Below are 15,959 nucleotides of genomic sequence, written 5' to 3' on the forward strand. Positions count from 1 at the left end.
TGTTCGACGACAGGGACAGCGTACACCAGATATATCGAGCCGATATATCTGGGAAACGTACGGCGAACAGCCGGCCGCTCGGCACACCCGGGGCACCGAATGCACGATTCAGATCGGCGGCAGTCATACTGAGGGCCACTTGACTGCGCGCAAGGGCGGCCCGAGGGCCGTGGCCTGCGCCAGCTGTATGCCGATCGGGAAGGTCACATGAGTACCTCACGTCCGAAGACGCGAGCCCAGGCCAAGGCCATCCAGGCTCGCCAGGCCAAGGCGGGCAAGGCTGGCCGGGGCAAGGCGGCCACGTCCCGGGGTGGCGCCGGCAAGCGGTGGGCCAAGTGGCTCGGCATCACCGCGCTGGCGGGGTTCCTGCTCCTCGTGATCGGCTTCTTCGTCGCCTACTCGATGATCGACGCACCCAAGCCGAACGACCTGGCGGCCGCTCAGGCCTCGATCATCTACTACGCCGACGGCAAGACCGAGATCGACCGGATCAGTGAGGTCAACCGCGAGTCCGTACCGCTGAAGCAGGTGCCCAAGGCCGTGCAGGAGGCCCACCTGGCTGCGGAGGACCGCAACTTCTACCAGAACTCCGGGATCAGCCCGACCGGCATCCTCCGCGGCGCCTGGACGACCCTGCGCGGCGGCACGGCCCAGAGCGGGTCGACGATCACGCAGCAGTACGTCAAGAACTACTTCCTGACCCAGGACCAGACCCTGTCGCGCAAGGGCAGGGAGATCATCATCTCCATCAAGATCGCCAAGCAGCAGTCCAAGGACCAGATCCTCGAGAACTACCTGAACACGATCTACTACGGCCGCGGGGCGTTCGGCATCCAGACGGCGTCGAAGGCCTACTTCAACAAGGACGTGTCCAAGCTGACCCCGTCCGAGGGGGCGCTGCTGGCGTCGGTCGTCAAGGGACCGTCCTTCTTCGACCCCGGTCTCGGGGACTCGCAGAAGGCCAACGCCGAGGCCCGGTGGAAGTACGTCATGGACGGCATGGTCACCGAGGGCTGGTTGACGCCGCAGGCGCGCACCACGGCACAGTTCCCGACAGAGTCCCTCGTGAAGTACCGGCCGAACCGCAATGCCGCCGGACCCAACGGCTTCATCACCGACGCGGTCAAGCGCGAGCTGAAGGCCAAGCTCAAGCTCACCGACACCGACATCGACAAGGGTGGCTACCGGATCGTCACCACGATCGACCAGCGGGCCCAGAAGGCCGCGGTCGACGCCGTCAAGGACCGGATGCCCAAGGGCAAGGGCACCTCGTCGTTGCGGGTCGGCCTGACCTCGATCAAGCCCGGTGACGGCGCGGTGGTCGCGATGTACGGCGGCGCGGACTACCAGAAGGAACAGTTCAACACCGCCACCCAGGCCACGATGCAGGCTGGGTCGACGTTCAAGATCTTCGCCCTGCTGGCGGCCCTGTCCCAGGACGAACCGATCAGCACCAAGACCAAGTTCGACGGCAGGAGCCCGCAGTACTTCAAGGAGTTCGAGGACTCCAAGGCCAAGACCGACTTCCTGCGCCGCGGCGGTGTCCGCAACTTCGGGCCGGGCTCGGGTGAGCAGTTCGGCAACATCGACCTGCGCAGGGCCACCGGCCACTCCGTCAACACCGTCTACGCGCAGCTCAACATCAAGGTCGGGCCCAAGGCCACCCGCGACGCGGCTGTGGCAGCGGGTCTGCCGGAGAAGGGGCTGGGGACCAACTACGCCAACGTCCTCGGCACCTCGCACGTGACGGTGACCGACATGGCCAACGCCTACGCGACGATCGCGTCGCAGGGCACCAGGGTGACGCCGTACTACATCCGCACCGTGAAGGGTGGACCCGGCGACCTGAACTACAAGGCCAAGCCGGTTAAGAAGGCGGCCTTCGACAAGGACGTCATGGCCGACACCGTCGATGCCATGGAGCAGGTGGTCAAGGACGGTACCGCCGAGTACGCCCAGAACCTCGGGCGTCCGGTCGCGGGCAAGACCGGCACCACGACCGACAACAAGGCGGCCTGGTTCGACGGGTTCACCCCGCAGCTGGCCACCGCGGTGGGTATCTACAGCACCGGACCCAAGGGCGAGGAGCTGTCGATGAACGACATCCCCGGCGTCGGGGAGCTGACCGGTGCGACCGTGCCGCTGCGCATCTGGACCGACTACATGACCGCGGCGCTCAAGGGCCAGAAGGTCGTCGACTTCCCCAAGCGGGCCGGTCTCGGTGACGACAAGGTGCCCACTCCGACACCGACGACGACGACCACCACGACGACGACCACGACGACCACGCCGACGACGACGACGACCACGAGGCCCACCCAGACCAAGACCAACGGCACGGGCAAGCCGACGGCCACCGTCCCGCCGCCGACGACGATCACGCTCGGTGCCGGCGGACCACCCCCGACGACACAGTGACCCGGCCGTACGACCCGGCGCCGGACGTCTCGCCGGCGCCGGACCTGTTGCCCGGTGGTGCGCTGGCGGTCGCCGGCGGGCCACTGGGCAGGCACGCCTCGGCCCGGGCCGTCTCGTGGATCGCCACCGTCATGCCGTTGCTCGTCGCGACGGCCGCGACCATGGCGCTGTCGGTCGTGGAGCGCGCCCACTGCATCCAGAAGGGCTGGACCGGCTCGGACCAGTTCTGGCACGCCTGCTTCTCCGACCTGCCGGCGCTCTACCAGCTGGGCAACCTCGACAACGGACTGGCGTCCTACCTCGGTGGGGGCGGTGCACGGGCCGACCACCCGGTGCTCACGGGTTCGGTGATGGCCTGGGTGGGAGGTCTGGTGCCCGACGGGTCGTTCCTCGACCAGACGCGGTGGTACTTCGGCCTCTGGGCACTGCTCGGCACCGCCCTCGCCGTCGCCGTCGTCTACCTCACCGCCGCATCGCGGCCGCTGCACTCGACGAACGCCGCGCAGGTCGCGCTGAGCCCGGTGCTGCTGCTCACGGCGATGCTGTCGCCCGACCTGTTCGGGGTCGCCCTGGCCAGCGCCGGCATCTGGGCCTGGAGCCGTCGACGCCCGGCGCTGGCCGGCGCGCTACTGGGTCTTGCCGTCGCCGCCCGCACCTACCCCGTCCTCATCCTCCTGGCGCTGGTCGTCCTCGGGCTGCGCACCGGCCGCCTGGAGGCGGTCGGCCGGACCCTTGGCGCCGCCGCCGGGGCAGTCGGCCTCGTCCTGTTGCCGTTCCTGGTCGCGAACCCCGGCGCCATCGTGGTCTCGTACGAGAAGTGGTGGGACAGCCCGGCGGGTCTGGGCTCCCTGTGGATGGTGCCCGACCTCGTCGGTCACCCCATGCCGACCGGAGCCAGCACCTTGCTCACGGTGGTCGGCCTGGTGCTGGCGGTGCTGACGGGCGCGGTGTTCGCGCTGAGCACCCGACGTCGGCCCACCCTGGCCGAGGTCTCCCTCGTCCTGGTGGCCCTCGCCCTGCTGGCAGGCAAGACATTCCCCGTGCAGTCCTCCCTGTGGCTGCTCCCGCTGGTGGCGCTGTGCGGGCTGCGCTGGCGTGACCACCTGCTGTGGGCCGGGACCGAGGCCCTCCACTTCGTCGCCGTCTGGCTCTACGTCGGCGGCCTGTCCAAGCCCGACCGGGGCCTCCCGGCCGGGTGGTATGCCGTGGCTCTCGCCCTGCGCGTGCTCGCCGTCGCCTACCTCGTCTGGCGGGTCTGGCACACCGCCGCGCAGCGCGCCGAAGCCCCAGAGATGTCCCCCGAGCCTGCCGCCGCCGCCGCCGACGCCGACGCCGACGCCGACGCCGACGCCGACGCCGCGAGTCTGGAGGATCACCCGGGTCTGGGTGCGGACGATCCTTCAGAGTCGGCGCGCAACGAGGACTCCGACGCGGTGGTGGACGAGCTCGCCGGCGACTTCACCGACGCCCCCGACCAGCTGCTCGTCCGCTTGGCCTGACTATCCCTGTGGACGAGGATTCGGCGTTGTCCCTGCGGGCCGGTAGTCTTTGTCAGGTTTCCCAGCGGCGCACCTCGACGGTGCTTCGCGGGGGATCGCACTGCAACCCTCCTGTCACGGAAACGCCGTGACCGCCATAGACCAAAGGAGGCGGGTTATCAGCATGCGTCAGTACGAACTCATGGTCATCCTCGACCCCGAGCTCGACGACCGGACCGTCGCGCCGTCGCTCGACAAGTTCCTCACCGTCGTCACCAAGGACAAGGGCACCGTCGACAACATCGACATCTGGGGCCGCCGTCGCTTGGCGTTCGAGATCAAGAAGAAGGCCGAGGGCATCTACGCCGTCGTCAACTTCACCGCAGAGCCGGCCACGGCCAAGGAGCTGGACCGCCAGCTCGGCCTCAACGAGTCGGTCATGCGTACCAAGCTCCTGCGCCCCGGCGCCTGAGCTGCACCGATCCGTTCTGTGCACTGAACTGAATTCGTTCCACTAGCTCCACCGACCTGACCCAAACGAACAGGGGACCTGCTCCATGGCTGGCGACACCATCATCACCGTCATCGGCAACATCACCGGCGACCCTGAGCTGCGCTTCACCCCCTCGGGTGCTGCCGTCGCGAACTTCACCGTGGCCTCCACGCCGCGGCAGTTCGACCGGCAGTCCAACGAGTGGAAGGACGGCGAAACGCTGTTCATGCGCTGCTCGGTGTGGCGTGACGCGGCGGAGAACGTCGCCGAGTCGCTCCAGCGGGGCACTCGCGTGCTCGTCACCGGTCGCCTGAAGTCTCGCTCGTACGACACCAAAGAGGGCGAGAAGCGCACCGTCATGGAGCTCGAGGTCGACGAGGTCGGCCCGTCCCTGCGCTACGCCACTGCGAAGGTCAACAAGACCCAGCGCGGCGGAGCGGGTGGCGGTGGCGGCTTCGGAGGTTCCGGTGGAGGCCAGGGCGGTGGCCAGGGTGGCTCGCAGGAGGACCCGTGGGCGACCGGTCCGTCCGGTGGCCAGGGTGGTCCGCAGGCAGCTCCGGCAGCCGGTGGCCAGCAGTCCGGTGGCCAGCAGGGTGGCGGGTGGGGCGGCGGCGCGCCGTCCTACGACGAGCCCCCCTTCTGATCGGTTCAGATCTTCCGTCTGTTCGCAGACAACCAGGTATGCCGGGTGGTGAGCTTCCGCAGGGAAGCCGGCCACACGGCATACCAAGGCTAGACAAACTCGAAACACACCATCCCTGGGAGACCAGGGCTCATCCGCCGAGATTCTCGGCAGAAGGAGAGCACCACGATGGCCAAGCCCGTTGTGCGCAAGCCCAAGAAGAAGGCCAACCCGCTGAAGGCGGCGAAGGTCGAGAACATCGACTACAAGGACACTGCGCTGCTGCGCAAGTTCATCTCCGACCGCGGCAAGATCCGCGCGCGTCGGGTGACCGGTGTGTCCGTCCAGGAGCAGCGACTCATCGCCACCGCGGTCAAGAACGCCCGCGAGATGGCGCTGCTGCCCTACTCGAGCTCGTCCCGCTGAGCTCGGGCGCAGGAAGGATCTGAACCATGAAGGTGATTCTGACCCACGAGGTCTCCAGCCTCGGGACCGCCGGTGACGTCGTCGACGTCAAGGACGGCTACGCCCGCAACTTCCTGTTCCGCCGTGGCCTGGCCACCGCGTGGACCAAGGGCGGGCAGAAGCAGGTCGACTCGATCAACAAGGGCCGTGAGGTCCGCGCGATCAACTCCCTCGAGGAGGCCAAGTCGATCAAGGGCAACCTCGAGAACAAGGCCGTCAAGGTCGTGGCCCACGCTGGTGACTCCGGTCGCCTGTTCGGTGCCATCTCGACCGCCGACATCGCCGCTGCCGTGAAGGCGGCCGGTGGCCCGGAGCTCGACAAGCGCAAGATCGAGGTCACGACCCCGATCAAGTCCGTCGGCAGCCACGAGGCGCTCATCCGCCTGCACCCCGAGGTGCAGGCCAAGGTGACGCTCGACGTCGTCGCCGGCTGACCCAGCCGCTGCACGACCAAGGCCCGGCCCCCGCTGCACGCGGGGGCCGGGCCTTCGTCATGCCAGGTGTCAGCTGCCGTACAGCGCGCGGACGCCGGCGCCGTCGCTGGCCTGGAACTGCAGGTTGGCCGAACCACCGTTGCACTGCGGGTAGTGCATGATCGAGGAGCTGTCGTACGCCGTCAGCGGACGCCAGTTGTTGTCCTCGAAGCAGGTTCCGGCCTCGGGGCGGGTGTGCTCGTGCCGGAAGCCGAGGGAGTGGCCGAGCTCGTGGCCGAGGATGTTGGCCGGAGTCCAGGAGCCGGAGGTCCAGATCGAGTCGTCGACGAGCACGTTGCGCGAGCGCTTGGCCGTGCTCGGGAAGAACGCGCGCGCGATGTACTGCGTGGTCGACACGGGCTCCACCGAGAACAGCACCGAGTTGTTGCGGGTGTTGCAGTTGCCGTCCTGGGCCGGCACGTAGACGAAGTTCACCTTCGACGAGGCCGCCTCCCACAGACCGGCGCCACCGGCCATGGCCTGGACGATGCCGCTGTGGTTGGTCCCGAACTTCGTGCTCACGCAGTAGGTCAGGTTGGCGACCTGCGACGCGCTCCACCTGTCGTCCGCTCCGCCGACCGTGTTGACGATGAGCGAGTCGGTGTCGGTCCTCGGGGCCTTGGGGTCGACCATGCCGTCGTAGAACTTGCGCATCCCACCGTTGCTGGCCTCGGGCTCGTCACCGTTGACGATGTACTGGCCGTCCAGGTCGACGTAGCTCGAGTCGAGGAACTCCTGGAACGAAGGGACCCCACCAGTCGTGGCGTCCAGGGGTGCGCCGGAGGCCGAGGTGACGGCTCCCGTCATGGCGATCGCGGCGGCGGCCGCCGCCGCAGTCAGGCGAAGTGGGGTACGAGTCATGAGGTTTCTCCTCTTGGGCGTGCGGGCCCGTGGTGGGGTTCGCTGCGGTGGCAGCCCGGCCAACGCTAGGAATCGGTGCCCCGGCACGGGGCCAGCAGATGCCCCCAAATCGGCCTAGTTCCGGCAAAGGGATGGTCAACGTGGCTGATCAGTGGGGCTGTAGCGGCGAGCGAGACCGGGAGTGGGCCACGAGAGCGACGGGAGCGCGGGGCCTGACAGCCGGACGCCGGACGCGATGGCACCCATGGGGGCGATGGGACAGAATCGGCGCATGACCAGACGCGTGGCGATCGCGGCGACCGGACCGGCGTCTGCCGACGCCGGCCTCGCGGCGGCCGCTGCCGGGGGCAATGCCGTCGACGCGGCGATCGCGGCCATGGTGTCCGCGATGACCACCGAGCCTGGGATCGTGTCGGCGGCGGGCGGCGCCTTCGTCAGTGTCTGGCCCGCCGGGGGCGACCCCGAGGTGATCGACGGCAACGTCGAGATGCCCGGCCGCGGGCAGGACCCGAAGCGGTTCGGGGCCGGGTTGCACGAGGTCACCACGTCCTACGGTGGCGGCCTCACGTTGTATGCCGGCCACGGCTCCGTCGCGACGCCGGGCGCCTTCGCGGCCCTGGGGGTTGCCCACGACCGCCACGGCGCGGCGACGTGGCGAGACGTGCTGGCCCCCAGCGTCGCCGCGGCCCGAACGGGCTTTGTCATCGGTGGCGCCGCGGCGAGCTACCTCGCCATCACCGGGGAGGCGGTCTTCGGGTGGGACGAACACACGCGTCCGCTCGTGCGGGGTGCCGACGGCGCGATCGTCATCGCCGGACAGGAAGCGACGAACCCCGACCTGGCCGACACGCTCGAGCAGATCGGCGCCGAGGGGGCACGTTCCCTGTACACCGGCGACCTGGCCGCCCGGATCGCCGCGGACAGCGACGCCCGAGGTGGCCTGGTCACCGCGGCCGACCTCGCGGCATACCGGGCGGTGGTCCGCACGCCACTGCGGCTCAGGCTCGGTGAATGGGACCTGGCCCTCAATCCTCCTCCCTCGGTAGGTGGGCCGATGCTCGCCGTGATGCTGCGCGAGCTCGCCGCCGCTGGCTGGGACTGGGCGCGCATCATCGAGATCCAGCGGCGCGTGCTGTCCTACCGGCACCAGGTGCACGACCTCTCCACCGACCTCGAGGAGGACGGCTACTCGCTGCTCGAGTCGGTCGACCGCAACGGGCTGGCCAGCCTGCCGACCTCGTCGTCGACGGCGCACATCTCGGCGGTCGACAGCGACGGCACGGTGTGCGCGATCACGGCGTCGAGCGGATACGGTTCCGGCGCAACGGTTCCCGGCACCGGACTCATGCTCAACAACTGTCTCGGCGAGCCCGAGCTGAACCGGCTCGGGTTGCACGCGCTGGCGCCCGGCACCCGGCTCGCCTCCAACATGTCTCCGTCCGTCGCACGCTCGCTGTCCGGTGGGGCGCTCGCGATCGGAAGTCCCGGCGCCGACCGGATCACGACGGCCCTGATGCAGGTGCTGGGTCGCTACTGCCTCGAGGGACTGCCGATGCAGCAGGCCATCGACGCCACCCGCGTGCACGTGCGGATCCTCGACGACGGCACGCCGCGCGTGGACCACGAGGACGACGACGCCGTCTCAGCGGCGGTGGAAAGCCTTGGGCTGCCGTCCTTCTCGCACGGCGCGAGGTCGATGTTCTTCGGTGGCGTGGGTGCTGCTCGGCGGCTCCCTGACGGCACCCTCGACGCGGCCGGCGACCCGCGCCGCGAGGCCGCGACCCGCGTCTCCTGACCCCGCCTGACCCCACCTGACCCCGCCTGACCCCGCCTGACCCCGCCTGCCCGCGCACGACCCGCCTGCCCGCGCACGACCCGCACTTCTGGCCACCTGTGGCGTGTGCGGAGCCAGATCTGGGCGGCACACCTGAGATCAGTGGCCAGAAGTCGAGGGTCAGCGGGCGGCGCCGGTCACGGCCCACGCGTCGCCGCGGATGCGCCACCAGAAGAAGCACGCTCGGATCGCCATGAAGGCGGTGAACACGACCCACAGCACGACGACCGCTCGTGGCGCCCCGTGGGCGAGGAGCCCGTCGCCGGTGGCGTGCACCCAGAGAGCCAGCGGCAGGTAGAGCGCCAGCGTCGCTGCCATGGCCCCGGCCAGCCAGCGCCCGTCGCCCGCGCCGATGAGGACGCCGTCGACGACAAAGACGTAGCCGGCCAGGGGTTGCCCGAGCGCGACGACCACGAGGGCGGCGGACAGGGCTGCTCGCACCGCGGGGTCGGTGGTGAACAGCGCGGGCAGCAACGAGTGCACCGCGAGGACGACCACCCCGAGGACCGCTCCTCCCCAGATGCCCCACCGGACCATCGTGGTCGTCGCGGCCCGCGCGCCGACGAGGTCGCCGGCGCCGAGCGCCTTGCCCGTGAGCGCCTGTGCAGCGATGGCGAGCGCGTCGAGCGCGAACGCGAGGAAGCTCCACACCGTCGCCGCCACCTGGTGCGAGGCCAGCGGGACGTCACCCAGGCCAGCGGCGACCCAGGTGGTGACGAGCAGGATCGCGCGCAGCGCGAGGGTGCGCACGAGCAGGGGTATGCCGGTCAGGGCCGCGCGGAGCACGCGTCCGGGATGTGCGTGCAGACTGGCGCCTGCCCCGCGCGCGTGGCGCACCAGGACGGTCACGAGCCCGATCGCCATACCTGTCTGCGCGATGACGGTGCCCCACGCCGATCCCGCTATGCCCCAACCGAATCCGTAGACGAAGAGGAGGTTGAGCACCACATTGGAGGAGAACCCTGCGACGGAGGCGACCAGCGGTGTCCGGGTGTCCTGCAACCCGCGGAGCACCCCGGTGGCGGCCAACGCCACGAGCATCGCCGGGATGCCGAGGGCCGAGATGCGAAGGTACGTCACGGCATACCCGATGGCGTCGTCCGAGGCACCGAAGACGCGGCACAGCGGTTCGGCGGCGAAGGCGACGGCGGCTGCGGTGGCCGCACCGAGGACGACCGCGAGCCAGGTGCCGTCGATTCCTGCTTCGAGGGCGCCGCGCTCGCTGCCGGCGCCGATCTGCCGCGAGACGATGGAGGTGGTGCCGTAGGCGAGGAAGACGAAGATGTTCGCCGCGGTGATCAGGGTGGCGCTCGCGACCCCGAGGCCGGCGAGCTGCGCGGTGCCGAGGTGGCCGATGATCGCCGAGTCGGCCAGCAGGAACAGTGGCTCGGCGACGAGGGCGAGGAACGCGGGAACTGCGAGGCGCAGGATGTCGCGGCTCTGCGCGGACCGCGCGCCACCGTGCCCTCTGCTCACCGCGCCACGCTAACGGTTGGCTGGTGGCCTACTGGGGGGTGGTCGCCCAGCGGTCCTTGACCGCGGCGACGAAGGACGCGATGTCGCCAGCCATGTCCACCTGGTCGGGCGCCATCAGCCACTGCAGCTGCAGCCCGTCCATCAGGGCGACGAACTGCCGTGCGATGGCCGGCGCGGGCAGGCCGGGCTGGGCAGTCCCGTCGGCGACGGCGTCGGCCAGGGCGCGGGTGAGCGAGTCGACGGCACTCGCGTGGTGGCGCCGGAGCCAGTCGTGCCCGGGGTGGTCCGGGTCGACCGCTTCTCCGGCCAGGCTGGTGAACAGCCGGACCATGGCCTCGCGGCCGGCGTTGAGCCGCACCAGCTCCACCATGTCGTCGAGGACCTCCCAGCCGCGGGCGGGTACCTTGCGCCGGGCCGACAGGCTCGCCAGGTCGCGCAGGTCGCGCTGCTCGAGCACCGCCGCGAGCAGGTCCTCCTTGGTGGCGAAGTGGTGCAGCAGGCCGGTCTGGCTCAGACCCGACGCCACGGCGATGGCGGTCATCGGGGTCGCGTGGAAGCCACGTTCGGCGAACAGCTCGGCCGCCGCCGCGACGATCCGTTCGCGGGTCTCGCCGGTCCCGGCCGCACCCTTGGGCCGGCCCCGCCCGCGCCGGGCGGTGCGCGGCACCGAGGTGGTCTCCACGCCGGTCAGGCCAGCGGGAGTCGGGTGCGGATGTCGCCCAGACCGCGGGCAACCAGCAGCTCGCCACCGGTGAGGGGCGTGCCCCACTCCCCGGCCGCGGTGTCCCACCGGCGCCACAGCCGCGAGTCCGTCGAGACCTCGACCTCGGCACTCCCACCCGCCTGCACCGTGGCCGAGCCCCAGCCGACGAGCCGCACCGGCTGGTCGGGCTCACTGGGCTGGAAGTAGGCCTGGACGACCTCGCGGGAGTCGCGGTCGCTCGTGTTGCGCACCCTGACCCGCACACCGGTCTCGGTGAGCTCGGCCGACTCGTAGTCCCACGACCCGTAGCCCTCGCCAGCGCCCAGCCAGTGGGCCGGGGTATCCGCATGACCGGCGTGGAAGCCGCGGTAGCCGACGAACAGCCCGTCGGTGTAATCGAGCTGCAGGTCGGTGGGCTCGACGTCCCACGCCGGGGCCGCACCGTCCGCCGCGGGCCACGACGTCACGAGGCGACCGGCCGGCTCGCGCAGTCCGAGCAGGGCATCGGCCACGGCGTGACCACCCTCCTGCCCCGGCAGCCCCACGACGATGACCGCGTCGACCTCGCCGGCCCAGGGCATCAGCACAGGGGTGGCGGCGTTGACGACGACGACCGTGCGGGGAGCGACGGCGGCGACGGCGGACACCAGTCGGTCCTGGTCACCCGGCAGGGCGAGGGTGGACTTGTCGGTGCCCTCGGTCTCCTGCTCGGGGGTGAGTCCGACGACGACCACGGCGACCTCGGCGCTGCGCGCGGCCTCGACCGCCGCGTCGATCACGTCGTGGGCCCGCGGAGGCACCGGACCGGCGACGAGTGACTTCACGCCCATACCGGAGGCGAGCACGTGCGAGAGCGTGCTCAGCTTTCCGTCGGGGCCCGGCTGGGGTTCGGATCGCAGGATGGTCAGCACGGCCTCGACCAGCGAGCCGGGCGCCGCGTCGACGTCCGTCGTCCACCGCGGCGGCTTGAACATGCCCTCGCCCGGATCGGCGCCAGTGGCGGCGAGGTCTGCCCCGCCGAGTTCGGTGCCGTCGAGGCTGACCTGCCACCGGCCGGTGCCCAGTGCGCCGAGGCGCACGCGACCACCCTCGACCAGCCGTGCCGAGATCCGCAGCTGGTCGGTCGGGCGCGGCAGGGTCTCGTCCCAGCCCGTCGTCACCTCGGCGGAGTCCAGGTGTTCGGAGAGCATGACCACGCCGTCGGCGTCGACGTGCTCGACGTGCATGCCGGGTGCGCCGGTCACGGGGTCGCTGATCGCTGCGGGCGATGCGGGGAGCGGCCGCTCGCGCACCTCCACGCCATCGACCACCGTCAGGCGGTCGCCGATCGCGGCACGCAGGCCTTCGGCGATGGAGACCTGGTAGGGCGGGTTCACCTGGGCCGAGCCGCCGCCCATGCAGACGGTTTCCACGGCGTGCCGCCCGATCAGCGCGACCGTGCCGGATCCGGCGCCCGATCCCGTGCCCGAGTCGGCCAGCGGCAGGACGCCGCCCTCGTTGCGCAGGACGACCATCCCGTCGGTGGCCAGTCGGCGCAGCTGCTCGCGGCGCGAGGGTGCGTCCGGCGCCAGCGAGTCGGTCGGCCACGCCCGGTGCCCGTCGGAACCGCCGACACCACCGGCACCATCGGAACCACCCAGGGCGCCGACCCGCTCCGCGAGCCGGAGCAACCGGCATACGTGCTCGTCGATCACGGACTCGGGCACGGCACCTGACTCGACGTCGGCCACCAGCGCCTCGCCCCATGGTCCGTCAGGACCGGGCATGACCAGGTCGAGGCCGCCGAGCGCCGCCGGCGCGGAGGTCTTGGTCGCGAACCAGTCGCTCATGAGCAGGCCGTCCCAGCCCCACTCACCCTTGACGACCTCGTTGTTGACGTGGTCCTGCTCGGTGGCGGCGGCTCCGTTGACGTCGTTGTAGGCCGCCATGATCGACCACGGCTGCGACTCCTCGACGGCGATCTCGAACGGCAGGAGGTAGACCTCGCGCAGCGCCTCCTCGCTCACGACCGAGTTCATGTAGTTGCGGAGGGTCTCGGACTCGTTGGCCACGAGGTGCTTGAGGCAGGCGCCGATTCCCTTGCCCTGCAAGCCCTTGACGTAGGCCGCGGCGAGACGGCCGGTGAGCAGCGGGTCCTCGGAGTAGGCCTCGAAGAGGCGCCCGCCGAGGGGGGAACGGTGCAGGTTGATCGTCGGCCCGAGCACGACGTGGATCTGCTGCCGCTCGGCCTCCTCGGCCAGCATCTCGCCGACCTCGTGGGCGGTGTCCTCGTTCCAGGCGCTCGCCAGCAGGGTGGCGTTCGGGAAGAGCGCCACGTGGTCGCCGCCGGTGAACTTGAGGCCGCGGACCCCGGTGGGGCCGTCGGAGAACGCCATCGGCGCGAGCCCGATCGAGTCCTCGCCGTGCAGGGTGAAGGAGGTGGCGCCGGTGAGCAGGCGCACCTTGGTGGGGAGGTCGAGGCTGGCAACGAGGGCACTGAAGTCGGTGGAGGTCACGGCTCCCAGTGCAGCGGAGCGCCGAGGCGCAGTAAATAGTTAGGCATAACTATTTCGCGGACTGAGACGACGGACGGGTATGCCGCGGGGTTGGGACGGCGCGTCGTGTCCCCGGTCGGAGGGGGCGGGCATGATGGCGTCGTGTCCACGATCGTCTTCCTCCACGCCCACCCCGACGACGAGGCGTCCCAGACCGCCGGCGCGATGGCTCGCGCCGTCGCCGAGGGCCACCGCGTCGTCACCGTCTTCGCCACCAACGGCGACCACGGCGAGCTCCCGTCCGGCGGACTGCCCGAGGGCGAGACCCTGGTCCACTGGCGTCGCCGCGAGGCCCAGGCCAGCGCGGACGCCCTGGGCGTCCAGCGGATCGCCTGGCTGGGTTATCGCGACTCGGGGATGACGGGCTGGGCCCAGAACTCCGAGGAGGGCGCCTTCACCGGAGCCGATGTCGATGAGGCGGCGGCCAAGCTCGTCGCGATCCTCGACGAGGAGGAGGCCGACGTCCTGGTGGGCTACGACTGGCACGGCGGTTACGGGCACCCCGACCACGTCAAGGTCCACGCCGTGATCCACCGCGCAGCCGAGCTGGCTGCCCGCCGCCCGCGACTGCTCGAGTCCACGATGAACCGCGACCTCGTGCGCGGTGTCTACGAGGCCGCGGTCGCCGCCGGCGCCGGAGACAGGGCGTTCGACCCCGACAGCCCGATGGACGACGGCAACCCGCTCGGCACCCCCGAGGCCGAGATCACCTGGCAGGTCGACGTGGGCGACTACCTGGACCAGCGGCGGGCCTCGCTGGAGGCGCACCGCAGCCAGGCGACCGACATCGAGGGCATGCTGTCGATGCCCCCGGACTTCTTCGCGGTGTTCTTCGGTCGCGAGCACTACCTCGAACCCGGAGTCGACAGGGCCCAGCACCCCCGGATGAAGGTGGGCTGGCCGTTCGGTGACTGACGCCGCTCCCGCAGCCTCGGGCACTGCCCTCACGAGGTAGCGGCGCCGGCGGGACCGCCGAGCGCCGTGCATCCGCGCCGGCTGGTCAGAGGTGCTTGACGGCCTCACGACGGCTCAGGCCGCTGAGCCTGTCGCCGTAACCCGCCACGGCCGCGCGCACCCAGTCCGCGTCGGTCCGGGCGTGCTGGCGCAGCGCCCACCCGATCGCCTTGCGGATCCAGAAGCTGGTGTCCGCGAGGTTGGGCTCGATGACGTCACGCAGCAGCGCGAGGTCGGTCTGCTCCTTGAACGTCAGCTGGCTGATGATGGCGGTCCGGCGCAGCCACAGGTCGTCGTCCGTCGCCCACGCCCGCACGATCGGGGTCATGATCGCCTTGTGTGACAGCAGGATCGGGCCGATCCGGTTGCTCGCGACCTCGTCGACGTGGTCCCACCAGGCGCCGGTGACGACCAGGTGCCGGTACAGCGGCACCGCGTCCGGGTCCTGCCACTCTCGGTAGGCGCGGTGCCCCGTGAGCGCTGTCGCGGCATACCGCTCCTCACGGTGGGTGGCGCCGTCCCAGAGGTCTCGCACGGCGAGCTCCCAGTCATGGCGCTCCTCGATTCCGTATGCCGGGTCGGCCAGGATCGGTCGCAGCAGCGCCTTGAGCTCGGGGGAGGTGAGGCCGCGGTAGGGCATCGACGACTTCATGTAGGCCTGCTGGCTGATCGCGCGCTGGGGGTCTCCCGCACCGGCGAGGGCGGTCCGGACGGCATCGACGACGGGGTGTGTCACGGAGCCAGCATGCCGTCCGGCGCGGACAGCGGCGCGGGACCACCCACGATCACGCTCCGGTGGAGAGCACGTCGTCGCGCCGCGCCACGAGCAGAGCCCGGGTGGACGCGAGCAACGCGCCGGGCTGGCCGGTCGCACGTAGGCGCGGGGCGCCCGGCGGTGCCATGACCTGGTCGGCGCCCGGCGCCAGCCGATCCAGCAGGGCCGCCCCACGCCCGGCAGCAGACGGCGGAACGCCCAGCCGTGGCCACAGGTCGCGCGCCAGCAGCTGACCGCTGGGGCCGACCAGCGCGTTGGCCTGGGCCGCTGCCCACACCAGGGCCCCCATCGCGGTGTCGTCACGGGTGCTGCGCAGCAGCATGCCGGGGTCGGCGGCCAGCGCCGCGGCGAACAGCTGGCGCAGGGCGGCCGCCAGCTCCTCGAGCCCGAACACCTCGACCGCCACCCGGTCGCACTCGGCACTGATCGCGCGCGCCCTGACCTGGAGGTCGGTGGGCAGGTCAGGCAGGTCGAGAGGTCGCGAGACCAGTGGCCGGTCGTCGAGGTCGAGCAGCGACCTGCGCCCCCCGACGAGACAGTCCAGCCACCGCAGCTCGCGATCGCGGTGGTCGGTCGCCGTGGTCAGCGCCGGGCGGCGGCGCCGCGCCGTGGACGCCCACCGTCCGTCGCTGCCGTCCTCCACCCAGTGGTCGGCGGGCAGTCCGTCGACGAGCACCAGGTGGGTGATCCGCGGCCCACGCTCGCGGCTCAGCGCGGCGACCTCGCCCGCCATGGCGTCGACCTCGTCGGCCCACCGGCTGGACCAGTCCTCGACGTCGGCCGTGGGAACCACGTCGACGGCAGGCGCAGGCTCCTCCGGGCGGATCGACGAAGGCGGCGGGGACGTCATGCCCCCACGATGACAGCGACGGC

The 15,959-nt window shown here is 71.0% G+C and carries 14 protein-coding genes; 8 read left to right on the forward strand and 6 right to left on the reverse strand.

Annotated elements, in window-relative coordinates:
- The first annotated feature begins 207 nt into the window (after positions 1-207).
- The 6 genes from AC1DVZ_RS03575 to rplI all read left to right on the forward strand — a co-directional run bounded on the left by AC1DVZ_RS03575 (position 208) and on the right by rplI (position 5,910).
- The gene (locus tag AC1DVZ_RS03575) at positions 208-2,418 is read left to right on the forward strand and encodes a transglycosylase domain-containing protein (protein ID WP_477616811.1); all 2,211 of its coding nucleotides are present in this window, start codon (positions 208-210) and stop codon (positions 2,416-2,418) included.
- On the forward strand, positions 2,415-3,917 hold the full coding sequence (locus AC1DVZ_RS03580; RefSeq protein WP_477616812.1) for a glycosyltransferase 87 family protein: 1,503 nt from the start codon (positions 2,415-2,417) through the stop codon (positions 3,915-3,917). Before AC1DVZ_RS03575 ends, AC1DVZ_RS03580 begins: the two co-directional genes overlap by 4 nt.
- A gap of 163 nt (positions 3,918-4,080) precedes the next feature.
- The gene (rpsF, locus tag AC1DVZ_RS03585) at positions 4,081-4,368 is read left to right on the forward strand and encodes a 30S ribosomal protein S6 (RefSeq protein WP_056921396.1); all 288 of its coding nucleotides are present in this window, start codon (positions 4,081-4,083) and stop codon (positions 4,366-4,368) included.
- Positions 4,369-4,453: 85 nt separating this feature from the next.
- The gene (locus AC1DVZ_RS03590) at positions 4,454-5,032 is read left to right on the forward strand and encodes a single-stranded DNA-binding protein (RefSeq protein ID WP_477616813.1); all 579 of its coding nucleotides are present in this window, start codon (positions 4,454-4,456) and stop codon (positions 5,030-5,032) included.
- Positions 5,033-5,200: 168 nt separating this feature from the next.
- Positions 5,201-5,437: a 30S ribosomal protein S18 gene (gene rpsR / locus AC1DVZ_RS03595; RefSeq protein ID WP_056884210.1), complete on the forward strand. Its 237-nt coding sequence runs from the start codon at positions 5,201-5,203 to the stop codon at positions 5,435-5,437.
- A 26-nt stretch (positions 5,438-5,463) separates the two neighbouring features.
- On the forward strand, positions 5,464-5,910 hold the full coding sequence (gene rplI / locus AC1DVZ_RS03600; RefSeq protein WP_477616814.1) for a 50S ribosomal protein L9: 447 nt from the start codon (positions 5,464-5,466) through the stop codon (positions 5,908-5,910).
- Positions 5,911-5,979: 69 nt separating this feature from the next.
- Here rplI and AC1DVZ_RS03605 read toward each other — a convergent pair whose 3' ends face one another.
- A complete protein-coding gene (locus AC1DVZ_RS03605) occupies positions 5,980-6,810 on the reverse strand; it encodes a M57 family metalloprotease (protein ID WP_477616815.1) in 831 nt (276 codons plus the stop codon).
- Positions 6,811-7,081: 271 nt separating this feature from the next.
- Here AC1DVZ_RS03605 and AC1DVZ_RS03610 point away from each other — a divergent pair, with 271 nt between their 5' ends.
- Entirely contained in the window at positions 7,082-8,605 is a 1,524-nt protein-coding gene (locus AC1DVZ_RS03610; RefSeq protein ID WP_477616816.1) for a gamma-glutamyltransferase, read from the forward strand.
- A 159-nt stretch (positions 8,606-8,764) separates the two neighbouring features.
- Here AC1DVZ_RS03610 and AC1DVZ_RS03615 read toward each other — a convergent pair whose 3' ends face one another.
- From AC1DVZ_RS03615 to AC1DVZ_RS03625, 3 genes are read right to left on the reverse strand one after another with little or no spacing between them, the layout of a single operon-like run.
- Positions 8,765-10,120 (reverse strand): MATE family efflux transporter, encoded by a 1,356-nt coding sequence (locus AC1DVZ_RS03615; RefSeq protein WP_477616817.1) that lies wholly within the window; start codon positions 10,118-10,120, stop codon positions 8,765-8,767.
- 28 nt (positions 10,121-10,148) lie between these two features.
- Complete coding sequence (locus AC1DVZ_RS03620; protein ID WP_477616818.1) at positions 10,149-10,802, reverse strand: TetR/AcrR family transcriptional regulator; 654 nt, start codon at positions 10,800-10,802, stop codon at positions 10,149-10,151.
- 5 nt (positions 10,803-10,807) lie between these two features.
- Positions 10,808-13,318 carry a glycoside hydrolase family 3 protein gene (locus tag AC1DVZ_RS03625; protein WP_477616819.1) on the reverse strand — a complete coding sequence of 837 codons (2,511 nt, stop codon included), beginning with the start codon at positions 13,316-13,318 and terminating at the stop codon, positions 10,808-10,810.
- Between the two features lie 141 nt (positions 13,319-13,459).
- Between AC1DVZ_RS03625 and AC1DVZ_RS03630 the strand changes: the two genes are divergently transcribed.
- Entirely contained in the window at positions 13,460-14,272 is an 813-nt protein-coding gene (locus AC1DVZ_RS03630; protein WP_477616820.1) for a PIG-L family deacetylase, read from the forward strand.
- A gap of 85 nt (positions 14,273-14,357) precedes the next feature.
- On the opposite strand, the gene AC1DVZ_RS03635 is transcribed toward AC1DVZ_RS03630, so the two are convergent.
- A complete protein-coding gene (locus AC1DVZ_RS03635) occupies positions 14,358-15,047 on the reverse strand; it encodes a DNA alkylation repair protein (protein WP_477616821.1) in 690 nt (229 codons plus the stop codon).
- A 49-nt stretch (positions 15,048-15,096) separates the two neighbouring features.
- Positions 15,097-15,936, reverse strand: coding sequence for a hypothetical protein (locus AC1DVZ_RS03640; RefSeq protein ID WP_477616822.1), 840 nt, complete (start codon positions 15,934-15,936; stop codon positions 15,097-15,099).
- Positions 15,937-15,959 lie beyond the last annotated feature (23 nt).

Source organism: Pedococcus sp. P2_E5 (genome assembly GCF_056403895.1).

What these genes read in the sequence shown, in the direction of transcription:
- AC1DVZ_RS03575 (WP_477616811.1), top strand. Translation starts at nt 208, where the DNA reads ATGAGTACCTCACGTCCGAAGACGCGAGCCCAGGCCAAGGCCATCCAG.
- rpsF (WP_056921396.1), top strand. Translation starts at nt 4,081, where the DNA reads ATGCGTCAGTACGAACTCATGGTCATCCTCGACCCCGAGCTCGACGAC.
- AC1DVZ_RS03590 (WP_477616813.1), top strand. Translation starts at nt 4,454, where the DNA reads ATGGCTGGCGACACCATCATCACCGTCATCGGCAACATCACCGGCGAC.
- rpsR (WP_056884210.1), top strand. Translation starts at nt 5,201, where the DNA reads ATGGCCAAGCCCGTTGTGCGCAAGCCCAAGAAGAAGGCCAACCCGCTG.
- rplI (WP_477616814.1), top strand. Translation starts at nt 5,464, where the DNA reads ATGAAGGTGATTCTGACCCACGAGGTCTCCAGCCTCGGGACCGCCGGT.
- AC1DVZ_RS03605 (WP_477616815.1), bottom strand. Translation starts at nt 6,810, where the DNA reads ATGACTCGTACCCCACTTCGCCTGACTGCGGCGGCGGCCGCCGCCGCG.
- AC1DVZ_RS03610 (WP_477616816.1), top strand. Translation starts at nt 7,082, where the DNA reads ATGACCAGACGCGTGGCGATCGCGGCGACCGGACCGGCGTCTGCCGAC.
- AC1DVZ_RS03640 (WP_477616822.1), bottom strand. Translation starts at nt 15,936, where the DNA reads ATGACGTCCCCGCCGCCTTCGTCGATCCGCCCGGAGGAGCCTGCGCCT.